Annotated in this window: 16 protein-coding genes; 12 read left to right on the top strand and 4 right to left on the bottom strand. The window is 26.9% G+C overall.

Annotated elements, in window-relative coordinates:
• The first annotated feature begins 13 nt into the window (after nt 1-13).
• Nucleotides 14-1,348 (top strand): TcaA 3rd/4th domain-containing protein, encoded by a 1,335-nt coding sequence (locus HH195_RS06425; protein WP_196370292.1) that lies wholly within the window; start codon nt 14-16, stop codon nt 1,346-1,348.
• A gap of 72 nt (nt 1,349-1,420) precedes the next feature.
• On the opposite strand, the gene deoD is transcribed toward HH195_RS06425, so the two are convergent.
• Nucleotides 1,421-2,128, bottom strand: coding sequence for a purine-nucleoside phosphorylase (deoD, locus tag HH195_RS06420; RefSeq protein ID WP_055257096.1), 708 nt, complete (start codon nt 2,126-2,128; stop codon nt 1,421-1,423).
• Between the two features lie 172 nt (nt 2,129-2,300).
• On the opposite strand from deoD, the gene HH195_RS06415 reads away from it, so the two are divergent.
• Both HH195_RS06415 and HH195_RS06410 read left to right on the top strand, forming a co-directional pair.
• Entirely contained in the window at nt 2,301-3,032 is a 732-nt protein-coding gene (locus HH195_RS06415; protein WP_196370290.1) for a class I SAM-dependent methyltransferase, read from the top strand.
• Between the two features lie 23 nt (nt 3,033-3,055).
• Entirely contained in the window at nt 3,056-3,265 is a 210-nt protein-coding gene (locus HH195_RS06410; RefSeq protein WP_196370288.1) for a hypothetical protein, read from the top strand.
• A gap of 31 nt (nt 3,266-3,296) precedes the next feature.
• Here the strand turns inward: HH195_RS06410 and HH195_RS06405 are convergent, their stop codons facing one another.
• Nucleotides 3,297-4,889 carry a DEAD/DEAH box helicase gene (locus HH195_RS06405; protein WP_058991880.1) on the bottom strand — a complete coding sequence of 531 codons (1,593 nt, stop codon included), beginning with the start codon at nt 4,887-4,889 and terminating at the stop codon, nt 3,297-3,299.
• A 289-nt stretch (nt 4,890-5,178) separates the two neighbouring features.
• On the opposite strand from HH195_RS06405, the gene tig reads away from it, so the two are divergent.
• From tig to HH195_RS06365, 8 genes are all read left to right on the top strand, one after another.
• On the top strand, nt 5,179-6,471 hold the full coding sequence (tig, locus tag HH195_RS06400) for a trigger factor (RefSeq protein WP_196370287.1): 1,293 nt from the start codon (nt 5,179-5,181) through the stop codon (nt 6,469-6,471).
• Nucleotides 6,472-6,662: 191 nt separating this feature from the next.
• On the top strand, nt 6,663-7,259 hold the full coding sequence (gene clpP / locus HH195_RS06395; RefSeq protein ID WP_196370285.1) for an ATP-dependent Clp endopeptidase proteolytic subunit ClpP: 597 nt from the start codon (nt 6,663-6,665) through the stop codon (nt 7,257-7,259).
• 28 nt (nt 7,260-7,287) lie between these two features.
• Nucleotides 7,288-8,592, top strand: a complete 1,305-nt coding sequence (gene clpX, locus HH195_RS06390) for an ATP-dependent Clp protease ATP-binding subunit ClpX (protein WP_055257090.1) — start codon at nt 7,288-7,290, stop codon at nt 8,590-8,592.
• A 178-nt stretch (nt 8,593-8,770) separates the two neighbouring features.
• Nucleotides 8,771-11,080 carry an endopeptidase La gene (lon, locus tag HH195_RS06385; protein ID WP_196370283.1) on the top strand — a complete coding sequence of 770 codons (2,310 nt, stop codon included), beginning with the start codon at nt 8,771-8,773 and terminating at the stop codon, nt 11,078-11,080.
• Nucleotides 11,081-11,092: 12 nt separating this feature from the next.
• Nucleotides 11,093-11,683, top strand: a complete 591-nt coding sequence (yihA, locus tag HH195_RS06380; protein ID WP_055257088.1) for a ribosome biogenesis GTP-binding protein YihA/YsxC — start codon at nt 11,093-11,095, stop codon at nt 11,681-11,683.
• Nucleotides 11,684-11,849: 166 nt separating this feature from the next.
• On the top strand, nt 11,850-12,293 hold the full coding sequence (locus HH195_RS06375) for a hypothetical protein (protein ID WP_055257087.1): 444 nt from the start codon (nt 11,850-11,852) through the stop codon (nt 12,291-12,293).
• A 23-nt stretch (nt 12,294-12,316) separates the two neighbouring features.
• Entirely contained in the window at nt 12,317-12,532 is a 216-nt protein-coding gene (locus tag HH195_RS06370; protein ID WP_055257086.1) for a hypothetical protein, read from the top strand.
• A gap of 167 nt (nt 12,533-12,699) precedes the next feature.
• Entirely contained in the window at nt 12,700-13,296 is a 597-nt protein-coding gene (locus tag HH195_RS06365; RefSeq protein WP_196370281.1) for a hypothetical protein, read from the top strand.
• A gap of 56 nt (nt 13,297-13,352) precedes the next feature.
• Here the strand turns inward: HH195_RS06365 and HH195_RS06360 are convergent, their stop codons facing one another.
• Entirely contained in the window at nt 13,353-14,249 is an 897-nt protein-coding gene (locus HH195_RS06360; protein ID WP_196370279.1) for an FG-GAP-like repeat-containing protein, read from the bottom strand.
• A gap of 102 nt (nt 14,250-14,351) precedes the next feature.
• On the opposite strand from HH195_RS06360, the gene HH195_RS06355 reads away from it, so the two are divergent.
• A complete protein-coding gene (locus HH195_RS06355; RefSeq protein WP_196370277.1) occupies nt 14,352-15,584 on the top strand; it encodes a type 2 periplasmic-binding domain-containing protein in 1,233 nt (410 codons plus the stop codon).
• Nucleotides 15,585-15,629: 45 nt separating this feature from the next.
• On the opposite strand, the gene perR is transcribed toward HH195_RS06355, so the two are convergent.
• Nucleotides 15,630-16,055 (bottom strand): transcriptional regulator PerR, encoded by a 426-nt coding sequence (gene perR / locus HH195_RS06350; protein WP_196370275.1) that lies wholly within the window; start codon nt 16,053-16,055, stop codon nt 15,630-15,632.
• Between the last annotated feature and the right edge of the window lie 121 nt (nt 16,056-16,176).

Here is a 16,176-nt window from a genome sequence, read left to right as displayed (position 1 = left end):
ACTAGGGGGTAAAATGTTGAATTCTTTTAAAAATCTTTTTGAAAGTATTTCAAAAGAAAAAGAAAAATGTTTAAGCTATATAAATAATCAAAAGATAAAAAATATTATAGAAAAGTTTAAAAGTTTCATAATAAGTATTAAAAATAATAAATATATAAAGTTTTTGAATAAAAAAGTAATTATTGTTCCTGTAATTATGATGTTTGTATTTTTTTTAGGAAGTATTGTTGCAGATGTAACTCATAAAGAGGATGTTTTTATAAAAAAAGTAGAAAGGGCATTAGAAAAGGGAAGCACTACATCTATGTTAAACCTTATAAAAGTGGAGAAGGATATTCAATTAACTAAAAATGATATAAAACCATTAATTGAATTTTATAAGGAAGATACATCAAGAATAAAAGTTTTAATAGAATCTTTGAGAAAAGGGAGAACGATGAATTCTTTGACTTTATGTAAAAATGATAAAAATAGTAATTATTATTTGAATCTTGAGTTAAATGATATAGAAATAATATCTAATTTTCAAGGAAGTAGTGTATATATTAATGGTTTAAATAAGGGGCAGACAGATGAAGATGGAAAACTTAAAGTTAAAGATTTAGTTCCAGGTGTGTATGATATAGAGGTGGAAAAAAAATCTGATTATGGAAGTGTAAAAGAAAATGTGAATGTAGTATTAGTTGATAATAGCAATATAAATATACCATTAGATGCTAATTTTATTACTATAAATAGTAAGTTCCAAGATGGGTTAGTCTATATAAATGGAAAAAATTCTAATATAAAGGTTAAAGATTTCATAAATATTGGGCCTTTTAATAAAGATGAAACAACAACTCTTATGATAAAAGCACAAACACCTTGGGGGATTTTAAGCAGTAGCGAATGTGCCATAGGTGAACATCCAACAATAGAATTAAATATAGATTTAAAGGATAGTAAGGTTTTAGATGGAGTCAATGATGCAATAAATAGATTTTATTTTAGCGTGTTTAAAGCATTAAATTCTGAAGATAAAGACGATATAGTAAATGCAAGGGATGAAGTTAAAAATGATGTATATGCTATTTTAAATAGAAGGTATTTTTGGCTTAAAAATAGTTATGAGGTAAGCGACTTAGATATTAAGATAAAAAATAGTGAGATAGATTATAATGGGGATGATTATATAGGGAATATAGTTGTAACAATTAGTTATAAGATAAAAAAACAAATATTTGGAATAAATATAAAAAGTGAAGAATATAAAGAAAATTTCTTTACACAAATTAAATATGAAAATGATCAGTGGATAGTGTGTGATATCAATAATTTTTCGTTAGAAGGATTGGATAACGTTCAATAAATTTGAAAATATAAATATATATTGAAACTTATAAAATTAGGTATGTATATTTTTATATACATACCTAATAAATTAAAGTTGTATAGCAGTATCTAAAGCTACTTCCATCATCTTAGTAAATGTATTTTGACGTTCTTGAGCAGTTGTTTCTTCAGCACTAATTAAGTGATCACTAATAGTTAATAAAGTTAATGCATTAACTTTATACTTAGCAGCAAGTGTGTAAAGTGCTGCAGTTTCCATTTCAATAGCTAAAGCACCAAAGCTTGCCCATAATTTCCAGTGCTCTTTGTCATCATTATAAAAACTATCAGAAGTTAGTACACTTCCAACTTTTGGTTCAAAACCTTTTTCACACGCTACATTATAAGCTGTTTTTAAAAGGTTAAATGATGCTGTAGGAGCAAAATCTTTACCATTAAATCTTATTTTATTTATAGATGAATCTGTATGACAGCTCATAGCTATAACCAAATCTCTAACTTTTACATTTTCTTGGATACCACCTGCTGTCCCAACTCTTATAAGATTTTTAACACCATATTCATTTATAAGCTCATTTACATATATTGATATAGATGGAATTCCCATTCCTGTTCCTTGCACAGAAATTCTTTTACCTTTGTAAGTACCTGTAAAACCAAGCATTCCTCTTACATTATTGTAACAAATTACATCATCCAAAAATGTTTCAGCTATAAATTTAGCTCTTAAAGGATCTCCAGGAAGTAAAATGGTTTCAGCTATTTGTCCTTGTTTAGCTTCTATATGCACGCTCATGTAATTCCTCCTTAAATTTCAAATAGAACATAATAAAACAAATTTGAATTATGTCTATAAAATAGTATAATTATATTATATATAAAATAAAAGATTTTTAAATAACTTTATATAAATATTTGAAATTTCTTTAAACAAATTGTAACAATTAAATATATTAAGGAGAACAAATATGAGTTTTTACAAAATACTTAGTAAGTATTACGATGAAGTGTTTAAGTTACAGCAAGCGACGGTACATTTTTTAAGTGAAGAATTAAATGAAAAAGATGTTGTTTTAGATATGGCATGTAGTACATTTTCTTATGGATTAGAACTTACTAAAAAAGGAATAGAAGTTTTAGGAATAGATTTAAATAATCATATGATAGAAGAAGCAGAGCAAAAAAGTAAAAAATATAATGTGGAACTTTTTAATGAAGACATAAGGAATATTAATGTAATATTTAAAGATTTGAGATTTAAAGAAATATTTTGTATAGGAAATTCATTAGTTCATTTACCTTTTAAATCAGAAATTGAAGATGTTATAAAAAAGAGTTATAAAATACTTCAAAATGGTGGAGTTTTTATAATAAGCATAATAAATTATGATAGAATTATTGAAAAAAATATAAAAGAATTTCCTGAAATAATAAGCGAAGATGGGAAAATAGTGCTTAAGAGAAGTTATGAATACATAGAAAATTTTGAATATATAAATTTTAATCGAGAATTAATTATTAAAGATAGGGAAAATAGTGTAACTTATAATAAGAGTGTAAAATTATTACCTATTTTAAAAGATGAACTTGTAAAAATGTTTAAAAACATTGGATTTTCTAATATTGAAATATTTGGAGATTTTAAAAAAAGTGAATGGAGTAAAGAATCTTATAATACAGTTATAAAAGCTTGGAAATAAAATTAATGATGTAGGGGATTAAAATGAATAAAGATATAGAATATGAAAGTTTTGGGAAAAATATTTTTCCACTGGAATATTTAAGTGAAGACGAAAAAAAAGAACTTGGTATTTTAGAAGAGAGATGTTGTAGAAATACTAAAGTGTCTTGCTTAAGTTGTTCAAAAAATAAAGATAAAGGAAATAGATGTGACACTTGTTCAAAATATAGTGCATGCTGTAAAAAGAAATAGCAATTAGTTAGTAATTGCTATTTCTTTTATATTATCTTTTTCTTTTTTTCTTTTTATTTGCAACTTCAATGTTTACTTTTCTTCTATTTAATCTTTGACCAATACACCTTTTCATAACAACATTAAGTATTTCAGAATCAAGATTTATAAATGAAAAGTTTTCTTTTATATCAATATCTCCAATTTGTTTTGGATTAACTTTCGCTGTATTTTTTATAAAATTAACTAATGTTTTAGGAGTTACTCCATCACGTCTACCAACAGAAGCAAAAACTCTAGTCTCTTCCATAGAAGGAGATTCTATTTCATTGTTCTCATAATCAAAAGGAGCTTCCTTATCAAATAATAATTTCATTAGAGCAGCAGCTACATCAACTGGATTGTAATTTTCATCAAGTTGAGTTGCAAGTGGTAAAAATTTAGAAAAATTATTTTCCTCAACTGTATTTTTTACATCCTCAACTATTGAATTAAATTTAGTTTCAAGTATTTCATCAGCAGTTGGAACAGATTTTTTGTGTATTGTACTTTTAGTGTTTCTTTGTATTTGTTTAAGCATCATGTATTCTTTTGGAGTAACTAGAGAATAAGCAATACCTTCTCTATTGGCTCTTCCAGTTCTTCCTATTCTATGCACATAGCTTTCGCTGTCTTGTGGAAGATCATAGTTTATAACATGAGTTACACTTTCAACATCTATCCCTCTAGCTGCAACATCTGTAGCCACTAAAAAGTCTAAATTTCCTTCTTTAAATTTTTTTAAAGTTTGCATTCTAAAGTTTTGGCTCATATCTCCGTGCATACCTTCTACCATATAACCCCTAGATTGCATACCTTCTACAACTTCATCAACACCTTTTTTTGTTTTACAAAAAATTATAGCTGCATTTGGATTGTCAAAATCTATAACTCTACAAAGTGTTTCAAATCTATCTTTATGTTTTATTTCGAAATAATATTGTTCTATTTTTGAAACTGTTAAAGAATTTTTCTTTATAGATATGTGTTTAACATCAGGTTTCATATAGTTTTTAGCTAGACGTCTAATTTGATCAGGCATTGTTGCAGAAAATAAAAGAGTTTGTCTTTCGGACTTAAGAGATTTAACTATTTCTTCTAAATCATCAATAAATCCCATATTAAGCATTTCATCAGCTTCATCTAAAACTAAGAATTCTATATCATTTAATTTTAAGTGCCCTCTTCTCATAAGGTCTAAAATCCTTCCAGGAGTACCAACTACAACATCAACTCCACGCTTTAAAGCATGCATTTGTCTATCTATAGGTTGCCCACCGTAGATAGGTAATAAAACTGTATTGTTATATTTTGCAAGTCTTACAAGTTCATCATTAACCTGTATTGCAAGTTCACGAGTAGGTGCTAAAACAAGAGCTTTAGGTAATTTCTTTTTGTCAGAAATTTGTATTCTACTAAGAAGTGAGCAACCAAAGGCAGCAGTTTTTCCAGTACCAGTTTGCGCTTGCCCTATTATATCAAAGCCTTGTAAGGCTGTAGGAATGCTTTCTGCTTGAATTTGAGAAGGTTCCTCAAATCCCATATCCTTTATAGCTTTTAAAACAGTGTCTTTTAAAGCTAAATTTTCAAATTTTAAATTGTTCATTCTTTATCCTCTTTCTTTATATAAATTTAAACATCTCATATTTATAACAAAGGTAATAATAACATAGTATTAATATATTAGCAAACTTTACGCTATGTATATGTTCAATAGAATATGTAACCAAAAACAAAAATTATTTATTTCTTATTTAATGATTATTTACAAGAAATATTTGATAAAAAAAGATGTCATGTGGTATAATAGCTTAGTTAGTATAGTTATATAGTTATAATTTATAGTTTTAGTAAGTTATAATAGTTTTAGACACTTTTTAGGAGGAGTATATAACATGGAAGTTAAGATGAACAAAATAGAAAATAATGTTGTAGAATTAGAAGTTAAAGTTGAAAGCAAAAAATTTGATGCAGCTTTAAACAAGGCTTATAAGAAAAATGTTAATAAGTTTAATGTACAAGGATTTAGAAAAGGTAAAGTGCCAATGGCAATAGTTAAAAAATTCTATGGAGTTGAAGTATTATTTGATGATGCAATAAACTTCTGCATAGATGAAGCTTATCCAGTTGCATTAAATGAAAATAACGTAAAACCAGTTGATTATCCACAAATAGACGTAATTGAAGTTGGAGAAGGAAAAGATTTAGTATTCAAAGCTAAAGTTACAACTTATCCAGAAGTTAAACTTGGGGAATATAAAGGAGTAGAAGTTAGCTACACAAAACCTGAAGTTACAGATGAACAAATAGAAAACCAATTAAAAGATATTCAAGCTAAAAATGCTAGAATCGAAACAAAAACAGAAGGTAAAGTTGAAGATAAAAATATAGCTGTTATAGATTTTAAAGGATTCATAGATGAAACTCCATTTGAAGGGGGAGAAGGACATGACTATGATCTTGAAATAGGATCTGGTTCATTTATAGGAGACTTTGAACAACAATTAATAGGATTAGAAAAAGGTCAAAGCAAAGATGTAAATGTAACTTTCCCTGAGAATTATGGAAGAGAAGAATTAAATGGAAAAGAAGCTAAATTTGAAGTTACAGTTAAAGATATAAAGGTTAAAGAATTACCAGCATTAGATGATGAATTTGCTAAAGAAGTTTCTGAATTTGATACAATTGCAGAATATAAAGCAGATTTAAAAGTAAAAGCTGAAAAAGCTAATGAAGAGAGAGCTACAAGAGAACTTCAAGAAAAAGTTATAGGTCAAGTAGTTGATAATGCAACAATAGATCTTCCACAAGTTATGGTAGATAGAGAAGTTCAAAATATGATAAAAGATTTAGAACAAAGATTATCATATCAAGGATTAAGTCTTGATCAATATTTCCAATTCACTGGAAGCTCAGAAGAGCAAATGAAAGATTACATGAAAGAAAATGCTGAAAGAAAAGTTAGAACTGATTTAGTTTTAAATGCTATAACAGACAAGGAAAATTTAGAAGCAACTGAAGAAGAATTAAAAGCTAAGGCTGAAGAAGTTGTAAAAATGTATCAATCTAAGGATGTAGATCAAATGGTTGATATATTATTAAAATCTCAAGCAGAAGCTTTAAAAGCTGATGTAGTTAGAGAAAAAATAGTTAACATGCTAGTTGATAGTGCTAAAGTTAATAAATAATATTAACATTTAAAATTACATTTAAAAATTAATATGCTAAAAAATTGTTGCCAGAAATTATTTCTGGCAATTGTTTTAAATTTTTATTAACAAAACAAAAAAAATTATATATAATTAAATATAACAGTACTATTAATTAAATATTTTGGCAAAATTATAATTATTAGAATTTAGTTTTAGGAGGGAATTTAATGAGTAATTTAGTACCAATGGTCGTTGAACAAACAAGCAGAGGCGAAAGAAGTTACGATATATTTTCAAGATTATTAAAAGATAGAATAATTATGTTAAATGGAGAAGTAAATGATGCTAGTGCAAGTTTAATTGTAGCACAATTATTATTTTTAGAAAGTGAAGATCCAGATAAAGATATATATCTTTACATAAATTCGCCAGGAGGATCAATAACATCTGGTATGGCAATTTATGATACAATGAATTATATAAAACCAGACGTAGCAACAATATGTATGGGTATGGCAGCTTCTATGGGTTCATTTTTGTTATCTTCAGGAGCGAAGGGAAAAAGATATGCTCTTCCAAATGCAGAAATAATGATACATCAACCATTAGGTGGCTTCCAAGGTCAAGCAACTGATTTTGATATTCATGCTAAAAGAATTTTAAAAATAAAGGAAAATTTAAATAAAATATTGAGTAAAAATACTGGTAAGCCTTTAGATGAAATAAAGAAAGATGTTGAGAGAGATAATTTTATGGAAGCTAAAGAAGCATGCGAATATGGTTTAGTTGACAAGGTTATAGAAAGAAATCAACTAGATAAATAAAAATTAAATAGAAATAGAGGTGTAGTGCATGGCAAAATATGAAGACAAAAAGCAACTTAGATGTTCCTTTTGTGGCAAAAGTCAAGAGCAAGTAAAAAGACTTATAGCAGGTCCTGGTGTATATATTTGTGATGAATGTATAGAACTTTGCTCTGAAATAATAGAAGATGAATTTGAAGAAACCTCTACTGCTATGGAATCTCTAAATCTTCCAAGACCAGATGAGATAAAGGCATATTTAGATCAATATGTTGTAGGTCAAGATAAGGCTAAAAGATCTTTAGCGGTTGCTGTTTATAATCATTATAAAAGAATAAATGCAAATAAGTCAGAAGGAGATATTGAACTTCAAAAGAGTAATATATTATTGCTTGGGCCTACTGGTTCTGGTAAGACATTACTTGCCCAAACTCTTGCAAAGCAATTAAATGTTCCATTTGCAATTGCTGATGCTACAACTTTAACTGAAGCTGGATATGTTGGGGAAGATGTAGAAAATATCTTATTAAAACTTATCCAAAATGCAGATTATGATGTAGAACGAGCAGAAAAAGGAATAATATATATAGATGAAATAGATAAGATAGCGAGAAAGTCTGAAAATCCGTCTATTACAAGAGATGTATCTGGTGAAGGGGTGCAACAAGCTCTTTTAAAGATATTAGAAGGAACAGTAGCATCTGTACCTCCTCAAGGAGGAAGAAAACACCCACATCAAGAATTCATTCAATTAAATACATCTAACATATTATTTATATGTGGTGGAGCATTTGATGGGATTGATAAAATAATAGAACAAAGAGGACGTAAAAGCTCTATGGGATTTGGAGCTCAGATAGAATCAAAAACACAAAAAGATATAGGTAAGCTTCTAAAAGAAATAATGCCAGGAGATCTTTTAAAATTTGGATTAATTCCAGAGTTTGTTGGAAGGCTTCCTGTTTTAGTTACATTAGAATCTTTAGATACTGATGCTTTAGTTAGCATATTGAAAGAACCTAAAAATGCTATTGTTAAGCAATATAGAAGATTATTTGAGTTAGATAATGTTGAACTAGAATTTAAAGAAGATGCTTTAAAAGCAATAGCTGATGAGGCTATAAAGAGAAAAACTGGGGCTAGAGGATTAAGAGCCATAGTAGAAGAAACTATGATGGATATAATGTTTGAAATACCTTCAAGAGAAGATATAGTTAAAGTTATAATAACTAAAGATACTATAGAGAAAAAAGAGAAGCCAGAGATGGTTCTTTTAGAGGAAGGTGAAACAAGACCAGTTTTAAAGGCTAATAAAAAGATTAAAACTAAAAAATCTAGTATAGAAACTGCTTAAACAATAAAGAAGACTATCCTAAAATTTCAATATCTTTAGGATAGTCTTTGTGTTTTAATTTATGTAAAATATTTCTAAAAGCAAGTTAAATTATAAGAGTAGTTGAAAAAAACATATATTATGTTGTATACTTGTTTAAGACTGTAACTTTTTATAATGGATTGGAGGGAGAAAAGTTATGAAAGAAGATAAAGGTAGACTTCCTTTTATTCCTTTAAGGGGTATGACTATATTTCCTAATATGGTAATATATTTTGATGTAGGTAGAGAAAAATCAAGAAAAGCTCTTGAAAAAGCTATGATAGATGATCAGATTATTTTTTTATCTACTCAAAAAGATTCAGCAATTGAAGAACCAAAAGAAAATGATGTTAATGATATAGGAGTAATTTGTAAAGTAAAACAAATATTAAAACTTCCTAAAGATAATGTAAGAGTTCTTATAGAAGGTATGGATAGAGCTAAAATAATTAATTTTTTAGATAATGAAGAATTTTTAGAAGTTGAAGTTGAAAAAATAGATATAGATTATGATAAAGATGATATTGAGATTGAATCGCTTCTAAGGATGGTAAAAGATGAATTTTTAGAATTTTTAGATATGACATCTAATAATGGAGAGGAACTTTTTTATAATTTAGATGAAATGGATGATGCTGTTAAGGTTTGTGATATTATAACACCATATGTATTAGCTAAGGAATCAGATAAGCAAAAAGTTTTTGAAATATTAGATATCAAGGAAAAGCTTGAAAAACTTTTACTTTATATAAAAAAGGAAAGTGAAATTGCAAAGATTGAAAAGAAAATAAGTGGTAAAGTTAAAAAGAAGATGGATAAAAATCAAAAAGATTATTATCTAAGAGAGCAGATTAAAGTAATTCAAGAAGAACTAGGGGAAGATGACGAAAATAAAAAAGCTGTACGTGAATACGAAAAAAAAATAGCTGCTATAAAGTTTCCTAAGGATGTTAAAGAAAAAGCTTTATATGAAGTATCAAGGCTTAAAAATGCTCAATCATATTCTCAAGAAGGAGGATATATTAGAGCTTATTTAGATACTCTTTTAGATATACCTTGGAATGCTTATACTAAGGATGAAATAGATATAAAAAAGGCTTCTGCTCTTTTAAAGAAAGAACATTATGGGTTGAAAGATGTTAAGGAAAGAATTGTAGAATATCTAGCAGTTAAAAAAATGAATAATTCATTAAAAGGCGATATTTTATGTTTAGTTGGACCTCCTGGTGTTGGAAAAACGTCTATAGGTAAAAGTATAGCAGAGGCTTTAAATAGAAATTTTGTTAGAATGTCTTTAGGTGGAATAAGAGATGAAGCAGATATAAGAGGACATAGAAGAACTTATGTTGGAGCAATACCAGGAAGAATAGCAAATGGTTTAAAGCAAGCAAAATCATTAAATCCAGTATTTTTATTAGATGAAATTGATAAGCTTGGAACAGATATCAAAGGTAGCCCTGCAGATGCTCTTTTAGAAGTTTTAGATCCAGAGCAAAATAAAAACTTTAGAGATCATTACCTAGAAGTGCCTTTAGACTTATCTAAAGTTATGTTTATAACTACTGCTAATTCTTTAGATACAATACCAAGACCGCTTTTAGATAGGATGGAAATAATAGAAGTATCAGGATATACCTCAGAAGAAAAATTAAATATAGCTAAAAAATATTTAGTGCCTAAAAAAATAAATGAGTATAATGTGAAAAATAAAATAACTATCTCAGATAGTGTTTTAAAAGAAATTATAGAAGGATATACTAGGGAATCAGGAGTTAGAGGACTTGAAAGGGTTATATCTTCTGTTATAAGAAAAGGAATAAAAGAGTTAATAGAAAAGGATAAAGAAAAGATAGCTATAACAACAACAACTCTTACTAAATATTTAGGAAGCAAGATATTTACTTATGAAACAGTGGATAAGGAAGATAAAATAGGTGTTGTGACAGGAATGGCGTGGACAGCCTATGGTGGAGATACACTTCCAGTTGAAGTAGTTGTTATGGAAGGACGAGGAAAGTTAGAACTTACAGGGAAACTTGGAGATGTAATGCAAGAATCTGCAAAAGCAGCATACTCTTATGTAAGAGCTAATAGAGAAAAATTGGGCATTAAGACAGAGTTTTTCAAAGATAAGGATATCCATATTCATGTTCCAGAGGGGGCTGTGCCAAAGGATGGTCCATCAGCTGGTGTTACAATGATAACTGCATTAGTTTCAGCACTTGCAGAGAAAAGAGTTAGACATAATGTAGCAATGACAGGAGAAATAACTCTTACAGGAAATGTTTTGCCAATAGGTGGGCTTAAAGAAAAATGTTTAGCAGCGTATAGAGTAGGTATAGACACAGTTATAATACCTAAGGATAATGAAAAAGATTTGAAAAAGATACAAAAAGTAATAAATAATAAATTAAAGGTAGTTTTAGCAGAAAAAATAGATACTGTTCTAGAAAATGCTTTAGTTTAGAGAGGATAAAAAATGAGAATAAAGACTTCAGAATTTATAATATCTGCTGTAAAAAGAGAACAATATCCAAATGATGGATTTCCTGAAATAGCTTTTGTAGGAAGATCTAATGTTGGAAAGTCATCTATAATAAATTCATTAACTAACAGAAATAAATTAGCTAAAGTTAGTCAGACGCCGGGAAAAACAAGGCTTATAAATTTTTTCTTATTAAATAGTGAATTTTATCTAGTTGATCTTCCTGGATATGGTTATGCTAAGGTATCTAAAAAAGAAAAGGAAAGTTGGGGAACTTTTATTGAAAGATATCTGACAAATAGAGAACCTTTGAAAAAAGTAGTGCTTTTAGTGGATTGTAGACATAAGCCTACAGCAGATGATGTTCAAATGTATAATTGGATAAAACATTATGGTTATAATATTGTTGTTATAGCTACTAAAAGTGATAAAATTTCAAATAATGAACTTGCAAAGAGTAAAAAATTGATACGAGAAACTCTAGGATTAAAAAAAGAAGAACCATTATATTATTTTTCATCATTAAATAAAAAAGGTAGAGATGAACTTGTAGATATATTATTTGAAGATTTAAATGAAATATAAAGAATAAAAACATAGATTCAAGTGTGAATCTATGTTTTTTTGTTATTAGTATAAATATATTAATAAATATAGAAAAATATTACTAAAAATGTGTCAATTCTTAAGCAGAAGAATAATATATAGTATATCAGTTAACTGATGAAAAAACATTAAGGAGGAAACTTTAATGAATATAAACGATGTTCCTGGATGTGGAATTCCAGGTTGTGGAACTAATGATTGTGGATGCGGATATGGATCTTGTGGTGGATTTGGTTCTGGCTCAGCTATGGGCAATTGCAATTCAGGCTTTGGCGGAGGATGCTTTGGTGGAGGATTCTCTTTTATATGGATACTATTCTTATTGATTATATGGGGTGGTAATGGCTCTGGATTTGGCGGAGGATTCTGTGGATCAAATAACTGCTGTTGCTGCGATAGATGCACATGTAGATGCAAGAGACGTAGTAATGATTGTTGCTGCAATAATGGAAATGGCTGTAACATGATTATATGGATAATAATATTAGCTGTATTATGTGGCAATGGATTTGGTGGAAATGGTTGTGGATGTGGAGGAAACAACTACAATAATTGCTCACAATCAAATGGAAATTCATGCAAATGTTAAATCATTGAGTAGAGGTGAAAAAAATGAGTAGAAAACATCATAGAAAAGATAATTGTTGTTGTCAAAGTAGATATTCAGGATTTAACCCATGTTCAACACTACCAACACTATTAATATTATGTCAATCAGGTTTATTATGTAATGATAGAGCATATATATTAGTATTATTATTCTTAGCATGTGGTGGAATAGGAAATAATGGTTGTGGATGTGGATCTTCAAGCAACTGTTGTTGCTAAAATGTAGTATAAAAATACTATAATAAATTTTTATTCTTAAATTTAAAATACTAAAATTTTATATGATTGGTATTTATTTAAGGTAATCTTTTGGAGGGCTTTGAACCCTCCAAAAAATTAAAAATATTATATGATTATACATAAAAGAAATTTAAGGAGGTAAAGCTTTGTCAAAACATAGAAGTAAATCAAGAGAGGATAATAATACTTCAAATAATAATAATTTTATGGGTTTAAACCCGCAAATGTTACAGATGTTAGGTATAAACCCTAATGATGTTGAAAGAATAAGTAATATCATGAATTCAATGAATAGAGATGGATTTGATATAAATTCTTTAGGAAATCTTTTAAATCAAAATTCTAATCCTCAAGTTGCTCAAAATGATTTTAGCAATGTTACAAATAATATGAACAATAATTCAAATGAAAACAATATGGATTTTTCATATTTTTTAAATATGTTGAACAATATGAATAATGCCCAAAATTATAATAACAATGCACAAAATTGTAACAGTCAAACTTTCAACAACACAAATAATACAACAGACAATTTCACAAGTTCAAATGGTTTTAATAATAATTATCAAAATCAAGATGTCGAGTATGATGATATAGATGTTGAAATAATAGAACCAGAACTTGATGGAGATCCCAATTTATCAATGTTAAAAGCTGTTAGAAGTTTAGTGAATGATGATAGAAAAAGGTTTTTAAAACGAGTTATAGAAATGTATAAAAACGGAGAAATAATTTATTAGGATGAGCAATAATAATAAAAATATAAAGTTAGTTTTATGGTCGCATAAGCGACCTTTTATTTTATTGAAGTTATTAATAGTGTATCGTTGATTTTATCAATGCCAATATTTAATATAAACTTGTTATTTTCATATTCGTTATATTTTTTAAATGTTAAGGTATATAGTGAAGAATAAGAAGATGTAGATTCTAAAAAACAATTTTCAAGAAGATAAGAGTAGCCATCTGTTTTTAAATTTTGTAATAAAGAAATTTCTAAACTAGAGATATTATTGCTAAAAAGGTTTGAGATATTATCGTAAGTATTTTCACTAGATTCAATAAAAGAAATAATATTATTTATAATATTTAGGCTTTGCAATGATAAATTATTCATAGATATATTTTTTAGCATATTATTATCTAAAATGTAAGTGTTTAAGTTTTCAGATAGAGTATTTAATGATGATGAAATTAAAATGGGGGAAGCATAATTAGAAGAATTTAAAATTCCTAAAAAATTGTTTGTAGAACAAAAGATTTCTTTAAATTCATTATTATGAAGCATAAATATATGAGTAATAGATGTAGAGTTTAAAGAACTTTCTGTTATAATTTCTGGAATGTTATCATTGTTTAAATCTATCAATTTAACAGATAAAGGGTAAGATATATTATAAGTTCCTAAAGTATTTGGATTTTTAGTATTAAAAAAATATGTTTTATTGTTTATATGTGCTTCCATATAATAGATGTTATCTTTAGAACTTATATATATTAAATCATCTTTATTGTCTCCATTTAAATCACACTTTAAATATTCTTCAGCTTGGGGTTTAGTGGCGGTTGGGATACTAGTGAGATTATTTTGATAAAGTTTATTTGATAGTAAAAAACTAAATAAAATAATGATAGATAGACAGAATATAAAAATTAAAGATTTAATTTTTATAAAAATTACATTAAATTTCATTAAATCACCTCAATAAAATTATATGGTCATATTTATATATTTATTTATAAATAGACATAATAAGCATATAAAATAAAAAAAGAGAAAATAGGTGAGTTATTAGTGTATAAAAAAAGAATTTTTAATAATATAATTATTAGTTTCATTATTGTTTTTGTTTTAATTGCAATGCAGGGATGCCAAAATATAAATTCTACTCCTCAAAATAATAGTAAGAGTTTGAATATAGTTGTAGAGGCAAAAGATTTAGAAGGTTTTGAGTACATAGAAATGCTTCTAGAGAATTTCAAAAATACTCATAAAGATTATCAAGTAAATATATTTAATAGTAATGATTTAAAAAATATTAAAGATAATATAATTAATCAAAAATATGATGTAATTATATCATCTAGAGAAACCTTTTTAACGTTAAATGAGTATGGACTTATAAAAGACTTAACTAGTTACTTTAATCAAAATAAATCACAAAGTAAGTTTTATGATATAGTTTTTGCATATGGAAAGGTAGGAAATAAAAATTTAGGTATGGGCCTTCTACCAAGTAGTATAGAAATTTTATACAACAAAAATAAATTAAATAATCAATTTGCAGAAAATGATAAGATAGATTTTATAAAATCAATGATTAAAAATAAAGATTTAAAAATTCCATACGTACTACCTAAGGATTTGAATATAAATTTAGCTATAAGTTCTATAGTTTCTAATAGTATCATAAAAGAAAATAATTTAGTTAGTATATATAATGGGGATAAAAACAAATATTTAGATGTAGTTGATATACCTAATATGTTTAAAGAATTAAGTGAATTAAATAATAGTTATAAAATAAATGAAAAAAAATTCATACAATCTAATTTGGATGTATTAAATGATTTAAATGAAGGGGAAATTCCACTGGTAATAACAACTAGTGATGTTGCAAAAAATTTATCCTACGAAAATATAGAGTCTTTATCAAATTTAGGTATAAATAATTATAAGGCAACTCCGCCAATACTGTCTAGATATACAGTATATGCTACATCAAGTTCACAAAATATTACAGGAATAAATAGGTTTTTTGATTATTTGATAAGTGATAGTACTTATAATGATATAGCTCAAAAAGGAATTTTAACAGGAAATAAAAAAGCTGATTCCAATTTAATTGGATTAAATAAAGTATTTTTAACATCTATTGCAGAAGGAAATGAAAACAATATACCTTATTTTTTAAATCTTCCTAAAAAATTTATGAAACCCTTGAATGATAAGCTTATAGAAATTTTAGATTATGATAGATATAGCTCTAATTATTGGAAAGAAATTGTAGGGCAGGTATTTAAATAATTTTAGATTTTAATAAATAAAAAACCAAGCATTTAACTTGGTTTTTTATTTATTAAAACTTTCTCCTTGGCAATCCTCACATATTCCATAGAAGTATATCCTGTTTGAAACAATTTTATATTTTGAATTAATTTCTGCTTTTTCATTTAAACTCTTAGAATCCATTTCTTCTAAATCGTCAACTCTTCCGCAATGCAGACATTGTATGTGACAATGTTCACTTGAATTTCCATCATATCTGAAATTTCCTTCTCCTACGTTGATTTCTTGTATTAAATTAACCTCTACTAATGTCTTTAAAGCTTTATAAACAGTTGCTAAACTCATAGTAGGATAATCTTTTTGAAGAGCTTTATAGATAATTTCAGCTGATGGATGCTCCTTTGTTCCCATTAAATACTTGTAAACAGCAATTCGTTGAGGAGTAAGTTTTAATTTTTTTTCTCTAAATATAGAAGTTATATTATCCATACACATCATCCTTACAATCAAGATAGTATATATTATATAATAACAATTATTATATGTCAAATATTATTTGAAAATAAGGATTGGTAATTAATATATTTGTTGATAATATAAAAACTATTGT

Origin of the sequence: Candidatus Sarcina troglodytae, from assembly GCF_015708635.1 — a bacterium.
In the GTDB taxonomy this organism is placed as follows: Bacteria; Bacillota; Clostridia; order Clostridiales; family Clostridiaceae; genus Sarcina; species Sarcina ventriculi.
The sequence above is the reverse complement of the archived record's forward strand: the minus strand, read 5'-3'. Positions and strand labels throughout refer to the sequence as shown.

Excerpts from the sequence above, each read along its gene's own strand:
- clpP (WP_196370285.1), top strand. The coding sequence starts at position 6,663 with ATGAGTAATTTAGTACCAATGGTCGTTGAACAAACAAGCAGAGGCGAA.
- lon (WP_196370283.1), top strand. The coding sequence starts at position 8,771 with ATGAAAGAAGATAAAGGTAGACTTCCTTTTATTCCTTTAAGGGGTATG.
- HH195_RS06410 (WP_196370288.1), top strand. The coding sequence starts at position 3,056 with ATGAATAAAGATATAGAATATGAAAGTTTTGGGAAAAATATTTTTCCA.
- deoD (WP_055257096.1), bottom strand. The coding sequence starts at position 2,128 with ATGAGCGTGCATATAGAAGCTAAACAAGGACAAATAGCTGAAACCATT.
- HH195_RS06425 (WP_196370292.1), top strand. The coding sequence starts at position 14 with ATGTTGAATTCTTTTAAAAATCTTTTTGAAAGTATTTCAAAAGAAAAA.
- clpX (WP_055257090.1), top strand. The coding sequence starts at position 7,288 with ATGGCAAAATATGAAGACAAAAAGCAACTTAGATGTTCCTTTTGTGGC.
- HH195_RS06375 (WP_055257087.1), top strand. The coding sequence starts at position 11,850 with ATGAATATAAACGATGTTCCTGGATGTGGAATTCCAGGTTGTGGAACT.
- HH195_RS06405 (WP_058991880.1), bottom strand. The coding sequence starts at position 4,889 with ATGAACAATTTAAAATTTGAAAATTTAGCTTTAAAAGACACTGTTTTA.
- HH195_RS06415 (WP_196370290.1), top strand. The coding sequence starts at position 2,301 with ATGAGTTTTTACAAAATACTTAGTAAGTATTACGATGAAGTGTTTAAG.
- yihA (WP_055257088.1), top strand. The coding sequence starts at position 11,093 with ATGAGAATAAAGACTTCAGAATTTATAATATCTGCTGTAAAAAGAGAA.
- tig (WP_196370287.1), top strand. The coding sequence starts at position 5,179 with ATGGAAGTTAAGATGAACAAAATAGAAAATAATGTTGTAGAATTAGAA.
- HH195_RS06370 (WP_055257086.1), top strand. The coding sequence starts at position 12,317 with ATGAGTAGAAAACATCATAGAAAAGATAATTGTTGTTGTCAAAGTAGA.
- HH195_RS06360 (WP_196370279.1), bottom strand. The coding sequence starts at position 14,249 with ATGAAATTTAATGTAATTTTTATAAAAATTAAATCTTTAATTTTTATA.
- perR (WP_196370275.1), bottom strand. The coding sequence starts at position 16,055 with ATGGATAATATAACTTCTATATTTAGAGAAAAAAAATTAAAACTTACT.